Source organism: Streptomyces sp. x-80 (genome assembly GCF_046549095.1).
Taxonomy (GTDB): domain Bacteria; phylum Actinomycetota; class Actinomycetes; order Streptomycetales; family Streptomycetaceae; genus Streptomyces; species Streptomyces celluloflavus.
In genome coordinates this window covers 176,093-189,542 of the sequence record NZ_JAJPWM010000004.1, presented here as the reverse complement: position 1 = coordinate 189,542, position 13,450 = coordinate 176,093, and the positions used below count along the sequence as shown (strand labels likewise).

Sequence of the window (13,450 nt, the reverse complement as noted above, 5' to 3'; positions counted from 1 at the left end):
CTCCTCATCGCGAGACTCCCGTATGCCGTCGGACGACAGCGGGACCGTCATCCATCACGGAGAACCATATACCCCCCTGGGGTATTCCCGCCACGCGTCCGTCATACGGCACCGGCTTCCTCGTCCGCCGCGCCGGGGGCCGCCCGTGGGGCAGCCGGGGGGACCGTCTCCGGGGCGGTGTCCGCGGGGGCGCCCGAGGCGGTGCCCGCCGGCCTGTCCGGCCCCGCGACCCCCGTCACCTCCGTGACCCCGGTATCCCTCGCGTCCCCGGTGTCCGGCTCCGCCGCGCGCGTGGCCCGGCCGCCCAGCGCGCGCAGGTACGCGGCCAGTTCCGGCGGTTCGTGCACCGTGAACTCGCAGCCCAGCATGGCCAGCCGCATGGCCAGCCGCTCCAGTACATCGGGTCGGCTGACCACCCGGCAGGACCCGGCGTCGACCGGCTCGACCGTGCCCGCCGCCGGGCCGCCCAGCCGGGCGGAGACCACCGCGGCCGGTGCGTACACCGTCGCCACCGCCCGGTACGAGGGGTGCATCCCGCGCATCCGCTCCCGGACGTACGCGGCGGCGTCCGTGGCGGGCAGCGTGCGCGGCGGGGTCCGTACGCCGGTGGGGAACGGCTCGGTCAGCCGGTCCACCCGGAAGATCCGCCAGTCCTCGCGGCCGTTGTCGTACGCCACGAGGTACCAGCGGCGCCCCGCCGCGACCAGCCGGTGCGGTTCCACCAGGCGCTCGCTGCGGGCTCCCGCGCCCGCCCGATAGCGGAACCGCACCCGCTCGTGGTTGGTGACCGCCGCGGCGAGCACCGTCAGATGCTCCGGGTCGACGGTCGGGTCGTCGCCGGCCGGCATCGGTACGGTGGCGGTGCCGAGCGTGCCGACCCGCCGGCGCAGGCGGGCGGGGAGTACCTGTTCGAGTTTGGCGAGCGCCCGCACCGACGCCTCCTCGATGCCCTCGATGGCGTGCCCCGCGGCCGACCGCAGGCCGACCGCGATGGCCACCGCCTCCTCGTCGTCCAGCAGCAGCGGCGGCATGGCGGTCCCCGCGGCCAGCCGGTAGCCGCCGTCCGCGCCCATCGTCGCGTGGACCGGATAGCCCAGCTCGCGCAGCCGCCCGATGTCGCGGCGGATCGTCCGGGGGGTGACCCGCAGCCGCTCGGCCAGCTCGCGGCCCGGCCATTCGCGCGGGGTCTGGAGCAGGGACAGCAGATTCAGCAGGCGTGCCGATGTCTCACTCATGGCACCGATGATGCCCCTCGATATAGGACCGAAGCCGTCCTACAGGGGACCTAGTGTCGGGACGTCACGCGGCAGTGGCGCCGGACCCCGGCGCGCCACGGCGCACCCGCGGCGCCGTCCTCGGTGCCGCCCGCAGCCGGTCCGTTCGGCCGGTCTGCTGCGGCCGGTCCGTGCCGGCCGGTCCGCGCAGCCCTTTCGCTCAGCCTTTCCGCTACTCAGGAGAACGTCTTGACCACCACCGCCCCGTCCGCACCACCCGAGGCGGCCGACCGCAGACGCTGGATCGCGCTCGCCGTCGTCCTGACCGCGAGCTTCATGGATCTGGTCGACGCGACCATCGTCAACATCGCCATCCCGAGCATCCGGCGCGACACCGGCGCGTCCTTCACCGCGCTGCAATGGGTCACCGCGGGCTACGCCCTCGCCTTCGCCATCGGCCTGATCACCGGCGGCCGGCTCGGCGACATCTTCGGCCGCAAGAAGCTCTTCCTGCTGGGCATCGGCGGCTTCACGCTCGCCTCCGCGCTGTGCGGGTTCGCCGCGGGCCCGGGAATGCTGATCGGCGCGCGGGTCGTGCAGGGTGCGATGGCGGCGCTGATGGTCCCGCAGGTGCTGGCGATCATCCACGTCAGCTTTCCGGCCCACGAGCGTGGCAAGGTCTTCGGGATGTTCGGCGCGGTCATCGGCCTCGGCGCGGTCTGCGGTCCGCTCATCGGGGCCCTGCTCACCGAGGGAGACCTCTTCGGCCTCGCCTGGCGGCCGATATTCCTGATCAATCTGCCGGTCGGACTCGCCGGCATCCTGCTCGGCCGCCGCTTCATCACCGAGTCCAGGGCGGCCGGGGCACTCCGCCTCGACCTCGTCGGCACGGCACTGGCCACCGTCGGCCTGCTGATGGTGCTCTACCCGCTCACCCAGGGGCGCGAGGCGGGCTGGCCGGTGTGGGGCTTCGTCTCGATGGCCGCGAGCCCGCTCGTCCTCGCGGTGTTCGTCCGCTACGAGCGCGCCAAGGCCCGTAAGGACGGTTCGCCGCTGGTGGAGCTCTCCCTCTTCCGGGTCCGGACGTTCGCGGCGGGCAGCGGTGTCCAGCTGACCTTCGGCGCCGTCAACGGCCTGTTCTTCCTGATCTGGACGCTCCATATGCAGCTCGGGCTGGGCTGGAGTCCGCTGCACGCGGGACTGACCGGGGTGCCGTTCTCGGTCGCCTGCTCGGCCGCCGCCGGGCTGTCCGTACAGAAGCTGGTGCCGCGCTTCGGCCGGCGGGTCCTGCAAGCCGGTGCGCTGATCATGCTCTCGGGCGCGCTGCTCTACATCGGCGTGGCCGGCCACTACGGCACCGCGCTGGCGTCCTGGCAGATGGTGCCCGCGATGGTCCTGATGGGCGTCGGGATGGGCCTGATCGTCGCCCCGATCACCGACTCGGTGCTCTCCGAGGTGCCGGCCGAGCACTCCGGTTCGGCCTCCGGGATCTTCAACACCACCGGCCAGCTGGGCATGGCACTGGGACTCGGACTGTCGTCGGTGGCCTTCTTCGGAGCCGTCGGCGACCCGGGCGGCGCCGGGACCGCCCCGGGAGCCTCGTTCGTCGCCGCCACCACGAACGCCCTGTGGTGGGTGGCGGGCGGTCTGGTCCTCGTCTTCGGGCTGCTGTTCCTGCTGCCGCGGCGGGCACGGACGCGGGGCGCGGCGAAGCCGGCGGCCGACGGCCGGGCGGAGGCCGGGACGGAGACCGGGCGGGAGCAGCCGGCGCTGGTCTGAGGGCCGGCCCGCGGTCCGGGCGGGGGCGGGGCGCGCCGCCGGGGACGCGCGTCCCCGGCCCCGTGCCGCCCCGTACGGAAGCCGGGTCCGGCACATACCGCTGCTCCGCCCCGCGCGGGATACTGGCGCGGTGTCGATGATCAGCAACCTCCGCAGAGCCGTCCGGCTGCCGCAGCCGCGCACCCGCGGGGTCGACCTCAGCCACCCCGCGCGCTCGCCGCTCGGCACCGCCGTCGTCAACTGCGCGGTGTACGCCGACGGGGTACGGCAGCCCGGCGACCACCCGGCCGACGTGGCGATCCGCCAGGTCCGGGAGTGCGGGAACGGATTCGTGTGGATCGGGCTGCACGAGCCCTCCGAGCGGGAATTCGCGGGCATCGTCGAGCTGTTCGGGCTGCACCCGCTCGCCGTGGAGGACGCGGTCCACGCTCACCAGCGGCCCAAGCTGGAGCACTACGACGATTCGCTGTTCACCGTCTTCAAGACGGTCCGCTATGTCGAGCACGACCGGCTGACCGACGTCAGCGAAGTGGTGGAGACCGGCGAGATCATGCTCTTCACGGGCGCCGACTTCGTGATCACCGTGCGGCACGGCGGGCACGGCTCGCTGGGCCCGCTCCGCGAGCAACTGGAGAGCGTGCCCGAGCAGCTGGCGCTCGGCCCGTCCGCCGTGCTGCACGCCGTCGCGGACCTGGTCGTGGACGACTACCTGGACGTGACGGCCGCCGTCCAGGACGACATCGACGACGTCGAGAGCGAGGTCTTCTCCGTCCGGGGCAGCCGCGGGGCCGGCCGGATCTACCAGCTCAAGCGCGAACTCCTCGCACTCAAGCGGGCGGTGGCCCCGCTGGTCCGGCCGGTGCAGGCGCTGGCCGGTGAGCCGATGGACCATGTCGACCCGCGGCTGACGACGTACTTCCGGGACGTCGCCGACCATCTCGACCGGGTCACCGAACAGATCACGGCCTTCGACGAACTGCTGAACTCGATACTCCAGGCGCATCTCGCCCAGGTCACCGTCGCCCAGAACGAGGGCATGCGCCGGATCAGTTCCTGGGTCGCGATCCTGGCCGTACCGACCATGGTCTGTGGCATCTACGGCATGAACTTCCGGTACATGCCGGAGAAGGACTGGCCGTTCGGCTATCCGCTGGTGGTGGCCGTGACCCTCGCCGTGTGCGGGCTGATCCACCGCGGCTTCAAACGGAACGGCTGGCTGTAGGACCGGCGGGAAGGCGCGGGGCGCCCGGCCGCACCGCCCGCCCCGCCTACCGTCCGGACACGTGCCGGGGCCGTGCCGCGCCCCAGCCCACCGCGATCTGCGGCACCAGCAGCACCAGCAGGACGACGAGGGGGACCGTCCAGCTGCCGGAGGCGTCGTGGACGGCGCCCAGGACGGCCGGGCCGGTGGCCGCGAGGATGTAGCCGAAGCACTGGGCCATGCTGGAGAGCTGGGCGGTGTGCCGGGTGTCCGGCGCGCGCTGGACGATGAACAGCAGCGCCAGGCTGATCGCCGCGCCCTGGCCGAGGCCGAGCAGCGTCATCCAGACATAGGCGCCGCCGACCGGCGCCACCAGCATCCCTCCGAAGCCCGCCGCGCACAGCACCGTACCGAGGGTGGCCAGCGTCCCGGCGCGCAGCCGCCGGCCGACGACGACGGGGGCCAGGAAGGAGCCCGCGATACCCAGCAGGGACGAGAAGGAGAGCATCCAGCCGGCGTCGCCCGCGCTCATCCCCGCGTCCTTGAGCATCGTCGGCAGCCAGGCGGCGGCCGCGTAGTAGCTCAGCGACTGGAGGCCCATGAAGCCGGTGACCTGCCAGGCCAGCGGGGAGCGCCACAGCCCGCGCACGGGGTGCGCCGCCTGCCGGGCCGCGTCCGCCGACACCCGGGTACGGGCGCGGGTCTGCGGCAGCCAGCAGACCAGCGCGATCACCGCCAGCGCGCCCCAGCAGGCGAGCGTCGCCTGCCAGTTCATCCCGGTCGCCTGCTGGACCGGCACGGTGACACCGGCCGCGAGCGCGGCGCCGCCGAACAGCGACATGGAGTACAGACCGGTCATCAGCCCGGCGCGGGCCGGGAAGTCCCGCTTGATCAGGCCGGGCAGCAGCACATTGGCGACGGCGATACCGGCGCCGATCACGATCGTCCCGGCGAACAGCGCCACCACCGAGTCCAGCAGCCGCAGCGCGGTGCCCGCGCAGATCAGCGCCATCGTGGCGAGCAGCGACCGTTCCATGCCCAGCCGCCGCCCCAGCCGGGGCGCGAGGGGCGCCAGCAGGCCGAAGCAGAGCAGCGGCAGCGCGGTGAGCAGGCTGGTGGCGGCGGCCGACATCCCGCTGTCGGCGCGGATGGTGCCGGCCAGCGGGGAGACGGCGACCAGGGCGGGGCGCAGGTTCAGCGCCAGCAGGATGACGCCGACGCCGAGATAGAGCGCCTGCCGTCCGGTGACGCCGGACGGGGCGGCGGCGGGCGCGGGTCCGGACGGTGCAGGTGCCGGGCCGGCGGGGGAGACGGTGGCCGTCGGGCCACCGGTCGGTATCGGTCCTTCGTCAGGCATGGTCGCCCTCTCCGTCCGAGCCGTCCCCCGGGCTGTCCGCCGAGGTCCCCGCCGAGCTGTCCGTGGTGGTGTCCGTCGTGGTCGCCGCCGGGGTGTGCCCGGCCGTGGCGGCGCCGTCGTCGGGGCCCGGCTCGCGCAGTGCGTCCATGGCCTCGGTGAGGTGTGCGAGCGCCGCCCGCTCGGCGGCGTCGGCGTCCCGTGCCTCGATGGCGTCGACGATGGCGGTGTGCGCGTGGAGCTGATGGCGTACCGCGTCGGGCAGTGGCGTCCGCACCACCGCCTGCAACGTCGCGTGCAGCGCGTCGCCGAGATGCTCGTACAGCTCGGCCAGCACGCTGTTGTGCGCCGCGGCGGCGACCGTGCGGTGGAAGTGCATGTCCGCGTCGATGAAGGCGGCCACATCGCCGCTGTCCCAGGCCCGGCCGCGCTCGGCCAGCGCACCGCGCAGCGCGGCGAGGTCCGCGTCGGTGCGGCGCTCGGCGGCGTAGCGCGCGGCGTCCCGCTCCAGGCTGGCGCGTACCTCGTACGCCTCCAGGTGCTCGGCCCGCCGCAGCCGCCGCTGCACGGCCGCGCCGAAGTCGCTGCGGGCGCGGACGTATGTCCCGTCGCCCTGCCGCGGCTCCAGCATCCCGGTGTGCACCAGCGCGCGGACCGCCTCCCGGACGGTGTTCCGGCCGACGTCGAGCTGCTCCACCAGCACCGGTTCCGCGGGGATCTTCGTCCCGACCTCCCACTCGCCCTCGGCGATCAGCCGTTCCAGTTGCTCGATGACCAGGTCCACCAGGCTGGTACGGGCGGTGCTGCGCAGCGGCATCGGGCGCCGTCCTCCCTCTCTCGTCGGCCACGTCCATGGCGTCCCCGGGCGGATGGGCATGCCCTCCGCACAGGTATTCCTCAGCATGGATATTCCACCGGTGATGGGAACATCCCATGTTTAGCGCTGTCAAATGGGCGGGGTTAGCCTGAGGGGGTCGGCGGTCCCCGTGACCGCCGCGCGGCGGTGGGGCCCGCCGTACCCGAACCGCGGCGCATCCGCCGCCAACGGTCCCTGCTTGCACCGGAACGCGACGCGACGCGGCGGCGAGTGGGAGACGTATGAGCAAGGAACCGGGCGGGCAGCCGCCCTGGCGCGGACAGTGGCCGGTGATCGGCGCGGTCGCGGTGGGCGGCGGCATCGGCGCCACGGCCCGCTACGGCGCCTCGCTGATCTGGCCCACGCCCGGCGGCACCTTCCCCTGGACGACCCTGGGCGTCAATGCCGCCGGCTGCGCGCTGATGGGCGTCCTGATGGTGCTGATCACCGAGGTGTGGTCGCCCCACCGGCTGGTCCGCCCGTTCCTCGGCACCGGCATCCTGGGCGGCTTCACCACCTTCTCGACGTACGCGGTGGACATCCAGCGGCTGGTGGACGCCCGGCGGGCGGCCCTGGGCATGGCCTGTCTCGGCGCCACGGTGCTCGCCGCGCTGACCGCCGTCTGGGCCGCGATGGCGGTCACCCGCGGACTCCTCGAACGAAGGCGGCGATCGGTATGACGCGTGACGCGATGCGGGACGTGCGGCACGACGGGGCGCGCGGCGCGGCCCGCCTCGACGGCCCGGCGCTGCGGCTCACCGTCCTGGTGGGCGAACGCGATGTGTGGCACCACCGGCCGCTGTACGTGGAGATCGTGCACCGCGCCCGCGCGGCGGGGCTGGCCGGCGCCAGCGTCTTCCGCGGTATCGAGGGCTTCGGCGCCGCCTCCCTGATCCACACCCAGCGGCTGCTGTCGCTGAGCGAGGAGCTGCCGGTCGCGGTCGTCATCGTCGATACGGAGGAACGGGTGCGCGCCTTCCTCCCGCAGGTGGACGAACTCCTCGTGACCGGCGGCCTGGTGACCCTCGAAGCCTGTGAGGTCATCACCTACCGGGGCCCGGCCCCGGCGGGCGGCGCGCACCCGGACGCGGGCACCCGCACGGGCACGGGCGGTACGGACAGGGGAGCGGAGAAGGGCGGGCGCGGGTGAACTGGGTGCTGGTGGTGGCGGGTGCGATGGTGGGGGCGCCGCTGCGATTCCTCGCCGACCGTTTCGTGCAGTCCCGGCACGACACGGTCTTCCCCTGGGGGACCTTCACCGTCAATGTCGTCGGCAGTCTGATCCTCGGCGTGCTGACCGGCGCGGTCGTCGCGGGCGCCGCCTCCGCACACGTCCAACTCCTCGTGGGGACCGGGCTGTGCGGCGCGCTGACGACCTATTCGACCTTCTCCTACGAGACGCTCCGGCTGGCCGAGGACGGCGCCCGGTTCTACGCCGTCGCCAACGTCCTGGCCGGCGTGGTCGCCGGCCTGGGCGCCGCGTTCGCCGGCGCGGCGGCGGCCCAGGCGCTCTGGGGCTGATCCGGCCGGGCGGACACCGGTCGGCCGCGGTGCCACACCGCCCCGGCCCGCCCCTGAACCTGCCCTGACACCCGACGTGACGCCGTCCTCGACACCGACGCGACCCGTCCCCGCTGCCGATGCTCCCCGTCCCTGATCACCGGCTTGATTCCGACCGGGGCCTGACGAACGATCACCCCGTAAACTTGCGGGTATCTCCGACACGGGTTCCGGCGCAGTCCCGCCGCGAGTTCGGCGGGACGGATGGGGTCGGCGGGACCGGCAGAACCGCTGGAATTCGCGTAATCGGGAGAATCGGGAGAGCCCATGGCAGAGGTGTTCCTACGGCGTCTGACCAGGTGGCAGGCGGAGACCCAACGGGAGTCCGTAGCCGACCTGTACGTCGCGGCGCGGCGCGGCGGGCCGGCCGACGGCGGCGAGGGGCGGGAGGAGTTCCTGCGCCGGTTCGCCGAGCACGACATCCAGCGCCCCGGCTTCGAGATGGTCATCGGCAGCGATCCGGCGCTGGCCGGCTGCTGTTACGGCTACGCCGCGGACCGCGACGGCGAGTGGTGCCGCGACTTCCGCGGCGAGGTGCCGCAGGAAATGCGCGAACTGGGGGCCGCCGGGCGGCTGTTCATCATCGCGGAACTGATGGTGCTGCCCGCCTACCGGCGCACCCGGGTGGCCACCCGGCTCCAGCAGACGCTGCTGATCCGCAGTACGGCCGCGATGGCGGTCGCCCTGGTCGCACCGGACAACGCACCGGCCGGGGCCGCGTTCCGCTCATGGGGCTGGCAGCCCGCCGGCTGGCCGCAGCCGGCCGGTGAGCGGTCCGACCGGGAGGCGTGGAGCCGGTCGTTGCCGTGACCCGGCGGCCGGGCGGCGCCGCGCTCCGGGCGGTGCCGCTCCCCGGGCGCGCGGGTGCCCCGGGTACGTCCGGGCCGGGAAGCGGCCCCGGACACGCGCACACGGTGGGGCCCGGGAAGAGCCCCACCGTGTGATCGCAGGCGAAGGACGCGGTTTCGCCGGGCCGCGGGCCTAGCGCAGGCCGGCCAGGCCGTTCGCCCAGAGCTGGTTGACCTGCGCGCGCTCGTTCGCGTCCGGCTGGGTGTTCTGGCAGGACGTGCCGGGGCCGCCGCCGGACATCAGCTCGCTGCACGGACCCGAGTAGTGGTCCGGCAGACCCAGGACGTGACCGGTCTCGTGCGCGGCGACGCGGGTGGAGTTGTACTCCTGGTTCTGCTGGTAGTCCAGGAAGACGTAACCCGAGCCGTGACCGTCGGTGCTGGCGTACGAGCCGCGCGGGTCATTGCCCTCGCGGTACTGGAAGTCGCCGCCGCTGCCCGCCTGGAGCTTCACGTTCTGTACCGCGCTGTTCCATATCTGCGCGGTCTGCGCTATCTCGCCGGCGAACGTGGGGGCGCCGCTGGCGTCATAGGTGACGGTGACCGTCTTCAGGCCCGGGTGCGCCTTCATCTTCGCCTTGGCCGACTTCATCACGGCCTGGAAGAACGCCTTCGTGTCGGCCTTCTCCGCGGCCGAACCGGTGTACGCGGCGATGGAGGCGCGCGTGCTGTGGGAGGGGGAGGTGGGGGAGGCTGCCGACACCGGTGCTGCGGCGGTGAGTGCGGCGGCGAGGCCCAGGCCGAGCGCTGCCGACAGCGCCGTCTTGGGAGATCTCATGTGGGGGCTCCTTAATTTCCGAGGGCCGTACGGTCGCCGTGTGGGGCGGCGGCCGGGGCCCTGCGGATTTCTTGGTGCCGCTGAGTCTGGACGGAGTTCACCTGGGGGACGGAGATGTCAGGTGGCGATAGCACCAGGCAATACCCCGGACAAAAAAGGAGTGTTCGAGCAGGTTTGAGAGTCTGGTGTGACAGGCGCGAACGTCGTTATGCTCCCGGCGTGGAGCTCGAAGTGAGGCACCTTCGCGCACTGTGTGCCATCGCCGACTCCGGCAGCGTACGCAAAGCGGCCCGACAGCTGGGGATGACCCAGCCCTCCTTGTCGACCCAGCTCCACCGCATCGAGAAAGCCCTCGGTGGCCAGCTGTTCTTCCGCGAAACGACCGGCAGCAGGCCGACGCCCCTGGGCCACTCCGTACTCTGCCGGGCCCGCCCGATACTGGCCGAAATGCGGGCGCTGATCGACGAGATCGCCGCGGCGACCGTACGGGACCGGGACACCCGGCTGCACATCGGCAGCACCAGCAGCCGCGCCGTGGCCGGCTGGCTGCGCCGGCTGCGGGCCCGGCTGCCGGGGACGGACCCGACGATAAGGATCGACGTCTCCGCCAACGCGCTGCTCCAGATGGTCGCCGTGGGCCAGCTCGACGTCGCCTTCGTGCACGAGGTCGAGGGCGCACCGCTACGGGTCCCCGAGGGCCTCGCCATACATGAACTCATCGCCCGCGAGCCCCAGTTCATCGCGCTGCCCATCAGCCACCCGGCGGCCGCCCGGCCGGTCGTCGAACTGGCGGACCTCGCCGGCGACCAGTGGATGGTCGACCCGACGGTGGACGGCGAATGGGCCGGCCTGCGCCGCATCTGGACCGCGGCCGGCGTCAACCCCCGGGTGGTGCACGGCGATTACCTCACCGCCGCGGACCTGGTCGCCGCCGGCGAGGTCGTCACCCCCTGCCAGCCCACCTCCCGCCCCCGCCACGGCATGACCATCCGCCCCCTCCACGGCGACCCCCTGGCCGTCCGCCTCTTCATGGCCTGCCGCCCCGACACCCCCCTCGCCGCCCCCGCCGAAGCCCTCTTCGCGGACCTGGTCTCCTCCTACCGCGAGATCGCCTGGGCGAGCACCGCCTACCGGGCCTGGCTGATGCGCAATGAGGGGCCGCTGCCGGTGGCGACCTAGACGGGCCGGGCGGTCGCCCCGGCCCGGACATACGACCGCACCCGGTCCGCGGTGGACGCCGTGTTCGGCGGCCTGCGGACCGGGTGCGGGCAGGTAGGCGATGCGACCCGCGGACTCGCAGGTCAGACGGCCTAACCAGAGATCAAGCCTTCTTCGTCTCCCAGAAGATCTTGTCGATCTGGGCGATCAGGTCGAGGGCCTTCTGGCCCGTCGCCGGGTCGTTGGAGCCCTTGGCGGCGCTGAGTGCCTTGAGGGTGTCGTTGACCAGCTGGTGGAGCTCGGGGTACTTCTCGAAGTGCGGGGGCTTGAAGTAGTCGCTCCACAGCACCGAGACGTGGTGCTTGGCGAGCTCGGCGCGCTGCTCCTTGATCAGGACGGCCCGGGTGCGGAAGTCCGCGTCCTCGTTGGCCTGGTACTTCTCCTGGACGGCCTTGACGGACTCGGCCTCGATGCGGGCCTGGGCCGGGTCGTACACGCCGCAGGGCAGGTCGCAGTGGGCGCTTACCTTGACCTTGGGGGCGAACAGGCGGGAGAGCATGTTCCATCCTTCCTCGTGATCGTCTTCTCAGGTGCGAGATTACTCGGTGCGGGAAGGGTTTTCTCGGGTGGCCCGGAGGCTTAGGGCAAAAGTCCGGTGCCGGACCGGGACTGAGGGAGGATGGACCGGTGAGCGGGTCGGACCGGTGCGGGACGGGGAGGTACGGGATGCCGGAGCGGGTGCACGAGCGCGGGCCGGAGCGCGAGCGGGGGGACGATCCGGAGGAGGACCGGGGGCGCCGCGGGCTGCTGCGGGCGTTCGGGCTGGCGGAGGTCTACAACCCGTCGATGGTGCCGACGCTCCGGCCGGGTGACCAGCTGGTGGTGCAGTACGGCGCGGCGGTGCGGCCCGGTGACGTGGTGGTGCTGCGGCATCCGTTCCGGCAGGACCTGCTGATCGTCAAGCGGGCCGTGGAGCGGCGCGACGGCGGGTGGTGGGTGCAGGGCGACAACCCGTACGTCGAGAACGACAGCCGGGAGTTCGGGACGGTGCCGGACGAACTGGTCGTCGCCCGCGCCTGGGTCCGGGTGCGGCCGCCGCACGGGGTTCAGCGGTCGCCGCGCGCGGCGCTCTCCTGGGTGCTGTCGGCGGTCCGGCCGGTGCGGGCGGACCGTTCGCTCGCCAGGCGTTTGCGGGCGCGGTAGGCGGCGACGTTGGCGCGGGTCGCGCAGCGGTCGGAGCAGTAGCGCCGGGAGCGGTTGGTCGAGGTGTCGAGGTAGACGTTGCGGCAGGGGCGCGCCTCGCAGATGCCCAGCCGGTCGACGCCCAGCGCGGTGAGGTGGAAGGCCAGGCCCATGCAGGCGGTGGCGGTGTAGCCGGCGGTGGCGTTGGCCGCGTGGTCGGCGATGTGCATGTGCCAGTCGGGGCGGCCGTCGTCGTCCCGGAACTCGTGGCCGGAGATCTGCGGGCTGACCGGGAACTCCATCATCAGCGCGTTCAGCAGGTCGACGGCGAGCACCTCGTCACCGGCGTCGGCCGCCTCGAACACGGCGCGCAGCCGGGTGCGGACCGCGCGCAGCCGGGTGACGTCGCTGTCCGTCGCGCGCCGGGCGGCCTGCTGGGCGACGCCGAAGAGTTCGCGTACCGCCTCGACGGAGGTGAGGGTGTCGCCGCCGCGCTCGGGCTGCTCGGTGTTGACCAGCCGCACGGCGTAGTCCGAGTAATAGGCCAGTTCCACTTGTAGTCCTTACGGGGGGCGGTCTAAGGTGCGTACTGAGCGTGCGTAATGGGTGTTATCCCTTAGAGGGTATTACGGACTGAAGGGGAAGCGATGACCGAGCATGTCACCGGTACCGACTGGCAGTCGTGGCAGCACAGCTGGGACCGGCAGCAGGAGTGGTACCTCCCCGACCGCGAGGAGCGGTTCGGGGTGATGCTCGACATGGTCGAGGCACTGGTCGGCACCGCGCCCCGGGTGCTGGACCTGGCCTGCGGTACGGGCACCATCTCCGACCGGCTGCTCAAGCGGTTCCCGAAGGCCGAGAGCGTGGGGGTGGACCTGGATCCCGCGCTGCTGGCCATCGCCGAAGGGTACTTCGAGGGCGAGGACCGGGTCCGGTTCGTCCGGGCGGACCTCAAGGACCCGCGGTGGACGGAGGCGCTGCCGCACGATGCGTACGACGCGGTGCTGACCGCCACCGCGCTGCACTGGCTCTACAGCGACGATCTGCGGACGCTGTACGGACAGCTCGGCTCGCTGGTGCGGGGCGGCGGGGTCTTCATGAACGCCGATCACATGCCGGACGAGGCCACCCCGCGGATCAACGCCGCGGAGCGGGAGTTCCGGCACCGGCGGATGGACCGCGCCAAGGAGGCCGGCGCGGTCGACTGGGCCGGCTGGTGGCAGCTGGCCGCCGCCGACCCGCGGCTGGCCGGGCCGACCGCCGAGCGTTTCGAGATCTACGGCGAGCACGCGGACGGCGACACCCCCTCCGCCGCGTGGCACGCCCAGGCGCTGCGCGACGCCGGTTTCGGCGAGGCGCGGACGGTGTGGCGCTCGCCGTCGGACGCACTGGTGCTGGCGCTGAAGTGAGCGGAGCCGGTGCGGCCGGTGCGGACGCGACGGGCGGCGGCGTGACCGGGCGCGGCGTGACCGGGCGCGGCGCGGCCGGCTGACGCCGCCGGGTACGGACGAAGGCGGTAC

At 73.0% G+C, this 13,450-nt stretch carries 15 protein-coding genes; 9 read left to right on the top strand and 6 right to left on the bottom strand.

What is annotated here, in order from left to right:
* Positions 1 to 101: 101 nt before the first annotated feature.
* Entirely contained in the window at positions 102 to 1,235 is a 1,134-nt protein-coding gene (locus ACLJWH_RS08930; protein ID WP_411141061.1) for a helix-turn-helix transcriptional regulator, read from the bottom strand.
* A gap of 228 nt (positions 1,236 to 1,463) precedes the next feature.
* Here ACLJWH_RS08930 and ACLJWH_RS08925 point away from each other — a divergent pair, with 228 nt between their 5' ends.
* A complete protein-coding gene (locus tag ACLJWH_RS08925) occupies positions 1,464 to 2,993 on the top strand; it encodes an MFS transporter (RefSeq protein ID WP_411141060.1) in 1,530 nt (509 codons plus the stop codon).
* Positions 2,994 to 3,129: 136 nt separating this feature from the next.
* Complete coding sequence (locus tag ACLJWH_RS08920; RefSeq protein WP_411141353.1) at positions 3,130 to 4,215, top strand: magnesium and cobalt transport protein CorA; 1,086 nt, start codon at positions 3,130 to 3,132, stop codon at positions 4,213 to 4,215.
* Between the two features lie 46 nt (positions 4,216 to 4,261).
* Here ACLJWH_RS08920 and ACLJWH_RS08915 read toward each other — a convergent pair whose 3' ends face one another.
* The gene (locus ACLJWH_RS08915; protein ID WP_411141059.1) at positions 4,262 to 5,551 is read right to left on the bottom strand and encodes a CynX/NimT family MFS transporter; all 1,290 of its coding nucleotides are present in this window, start codon (positions 5,549 to 5,551) and stop codon (positions 4,262 to 4,264) included.
* A complete protein-coding gene (locus ACLJWH_RS08910) occupies positions 5,544 to 6,365 on the bottom strand; it encodes a FadR/GntR family transcriptional regulator (protein WP_411141058.1) in 822 nt (273 codons plus the stop codon). The genes ACLJWH_RS08915 and ACLJWH_RS08910 overlap by 8 nt, the downstream gene beginning before the upstream one ends.
* 281 nt (positions 6,366 to 6,646) lie before the next feature.
* Here ACLJWH_RS08910 and ACLJWH_RS08905 point away from each other — a divergent pair, with 281 nt between their 5' ends.
* From ACLJWH_RS08905 to ACLJWH_RS08890, 4 genes are all read left to right on the top strand, one after another.
* Positions 6,647 to 7,084: a fluoride efflux transporter FluC gene (locus ACLJWH_RS08905; RefSeq protein ID WP_411141057.1), complete on the top strand. Its 438-nt coding sequence runs from the start codon at positions 6,647 to 6,649 to the stop codon at positions 7,082 to 7,084.
* An 11-nt stretch (positions 7,085 to 7,095) separates the two neighbouring features.
* Positions 7,096 to 7,554 carry a DUF190 domain-containing protein gene (locus ACLJWH_RS08900; RefSeq protein WP_411141352.1) on the top strand — a complete coding sequence of 153 codons (459 nt, stop codon included), beginning with the start codon at positions 7,096 to 7,098 and terminating at the stop codon, positions 7,552 to 7,554.
* Positions 7,551 to 7,925: a fluoride efflux transporter CrcB gene (crcB, locus tag ACLJWH_RS08895; RefSeq protein ID WP_411141056.1), complete on the top strand. Its 375-nt coding sequence runs from the start codon at positions 7,551 to 7,553 to the stop codon at positions 7,923 to 7,925. Before ACLJWH_RS08900 ends, crcB begins: the two co-directional genes overlap by 4 nt.
* A gap of 306 nt (positions 7,926 to 8,231) precedes the next feature.
* Positions 8,232 to 8,774 (top strand): GNAT family N-acetyltransferase, encoded by a 543-nt coding sequence (locus ACLJWH_RS08890; protein WP_411141055.1) that lies wholly within the window; start codon positions 8,232 to 8,234, stop codon positions 8,772 to 8,774.
* Positions 8,775 to 8,945: 171 nt separating this feature from the next.
* Here the strand turns inward: ACLJWH_RS08890 and snpA are convergent, their stop codons facing one another.
* Positions 8,946 to 9,590, bottom strand: coding sequence for a snapalysin (gene snpA / locus ACLJWH_RS08885; RefSeq protein WP_411141054.1), 645 nt, complete (start codon positions 9,588 to 9,590; stop codon positions 8,946 to 8,948).
* 219 nt (positions 9,591 to 9,809) lie between these two features.
* Between snpA and ACLJWH_RS08880 the strand changes: the two genes are divergently transcribed.
* Complete coding sequence (locus ACLJWH_RS08880; protein ID WP_411141053.1) at positions 9,810 to 10,769, top strand: LysR family transcriptional regulator; 960 nt, start codon at positions 9,810 to 9,812, stop codon at positions 10,767 to 10,769.
* A gap of 142 nt (positions 10,770 to 10,911) precedes the next feature.
* Here the strand turns inward: ACLJWH_RS08880 and sodN are convergent, their stop codons facing one another.
* Positions 10,912 to 11,307 (bottom strand): superoxide dismutase, Ni, encoded by a 396-nt coding sequence (gene sodN, locus ACLJWH_RS08875; RefSeq protein WP_033298259.1) that lies wholly within the window; start codon positions 11,305 to 11,307, stop codon positions 10,912 to 10,914.
* Between the two features lie 167 nt (positions 11,308 to 11,474).
* Between sodN and sodX the strand changes: the two genes are divergently transcribed.
* Entirely contained in the window at positions 11,475 to 11,951 is a 477-nt protein-coding gene (sodX, locus tag ACLJWH_RS08870) for a nickel-type superoxide dismutase maturation protease (protein WP_411141052.1), read from the top strand.
* On the opposite strand, the gene ACLJWH_RS08865 is transcribed toward sodX, so the two are convergent.
* Positions 11,855 to 12,484: a CGNR zinc finger domain-containing protein gene (locus tag ACLJWH_RS08865; RefSeq protein WP_411141051.1), complete on the bottom strand. Its 630-nt coding sequence runs from the start codon at positions 12,482 to 12,484 to the stop codon at positions 11,855 to 11,857. The two genes, sodX and ACLJWH_RS08865, sit on opposite strands and share 97 nt — an antisense overlap.
* Positions 12,485 to 12,577: 93 nt before the next feature.
* Between ACLJWH_RS08865 and ACLJWH_RS08860 the strand changes: the two genes are divergently transcribed.
* Positions 12,578 to 13,339 (top strand): class I SAM-dependent methyltransferase, encoded by a 762-nt coding sequence (locus ACLJWH_RS08860; protein ID WP_411141050.1) that lies wholly within the window; start codon positions 12,578 to 12,580, stop codon positions 13,337 to 13,339.
* The last annotated feature ends 111 nt before the right edge of the window (positions 13,340 to 13,450 follow it).

What these genes read in the sequence shown, in the direction of transcription:
- ACLJWH_RS08910 (WP_411141058.1), bottom strand. Translation starts at nt 6,365, where the DNA reads ATGCCGCTGCGCAGCACCGCCCGTACCAGCCTGGTGGACCTGGTCATC.
- ACLJWH_RS08890 (WP_411141055.1), top strand. Translation starts at nt 8,232, where the DNA reads ATGGCAGAGGTGTTCCTACGGCGTCTGACCAGGTGGCAGGCGGAGACC.
- ACLJWH_RS08860 (WP_411141050.1), top strand. Translation starts at nt 12,578, where the DNA reads ATGACCGAGCATGTCACCGGTACCGACTGGCAGTCGTGGCAGCACAGC.
- sodX (WP_411141052.1), top strand. Translation starts at nt 11,475, where the DNA reads ATGCCGGAGCGGGTGCACGAGCGCGGGCCGGAGCGCGAGCGGGGGGAC.
- ACLJWH_RS08930 (WP_411141061.1), bottom strand. Translation starts at nt 1,235, where the DNA reads ATGAGTGAGACATCGGCACGCCTGCTGAATCTGCTGTCCCTGCTCCAG.
- ACLJWH_RS08915 (WP_411141059.1), bottom strand. Translation starts at nt 5,551, where the DNA reads ATGCCTGACGAAGGACCGATACCGACCGGTGGCCCGACGGCCACCGTC.
- sodN (WP_033298259.1), bottom strand. Translation starts at nt 11,307, where the DNA reads ATGCTCTCCCGCCTGTTCGCCCCCAAGGTCAAGGTAAGCGCCCACTGC.
- ACLJWH_RS08905 (WP_411141057.1), top strand. Translation starts at nt 6,647, where the DNA reads ATGAGCAAGGAACCGGGCGGGCAGCCGCCCTGGCGCGGACAGTGGCCG.
- ACLJWH_RS08900 (WP_411141352.1), top strand. Translation starts at nt 7,096, where the DNA reads ATGCGGGACGTGCGGCACGACGGGGCGCGCGGCGCGGCCCGCCTCGAC.
- snpA (WP_411141054.1), bottom strand. Translation starts at nt 9,590, where the DNA reads ATGAGATCTCCCAAGACGGCGCTGTCGGCAGCGCTCGGCCTGGGCCTC.
- ACLJWH_RS08920 (WP_411141353.1), top strand. Translation starts at nt 3,130, where the DNA reads ATGATCAGCAACCTCCGCAGAGCCGTCCGGCTGCCGCAGCCGCGCACC.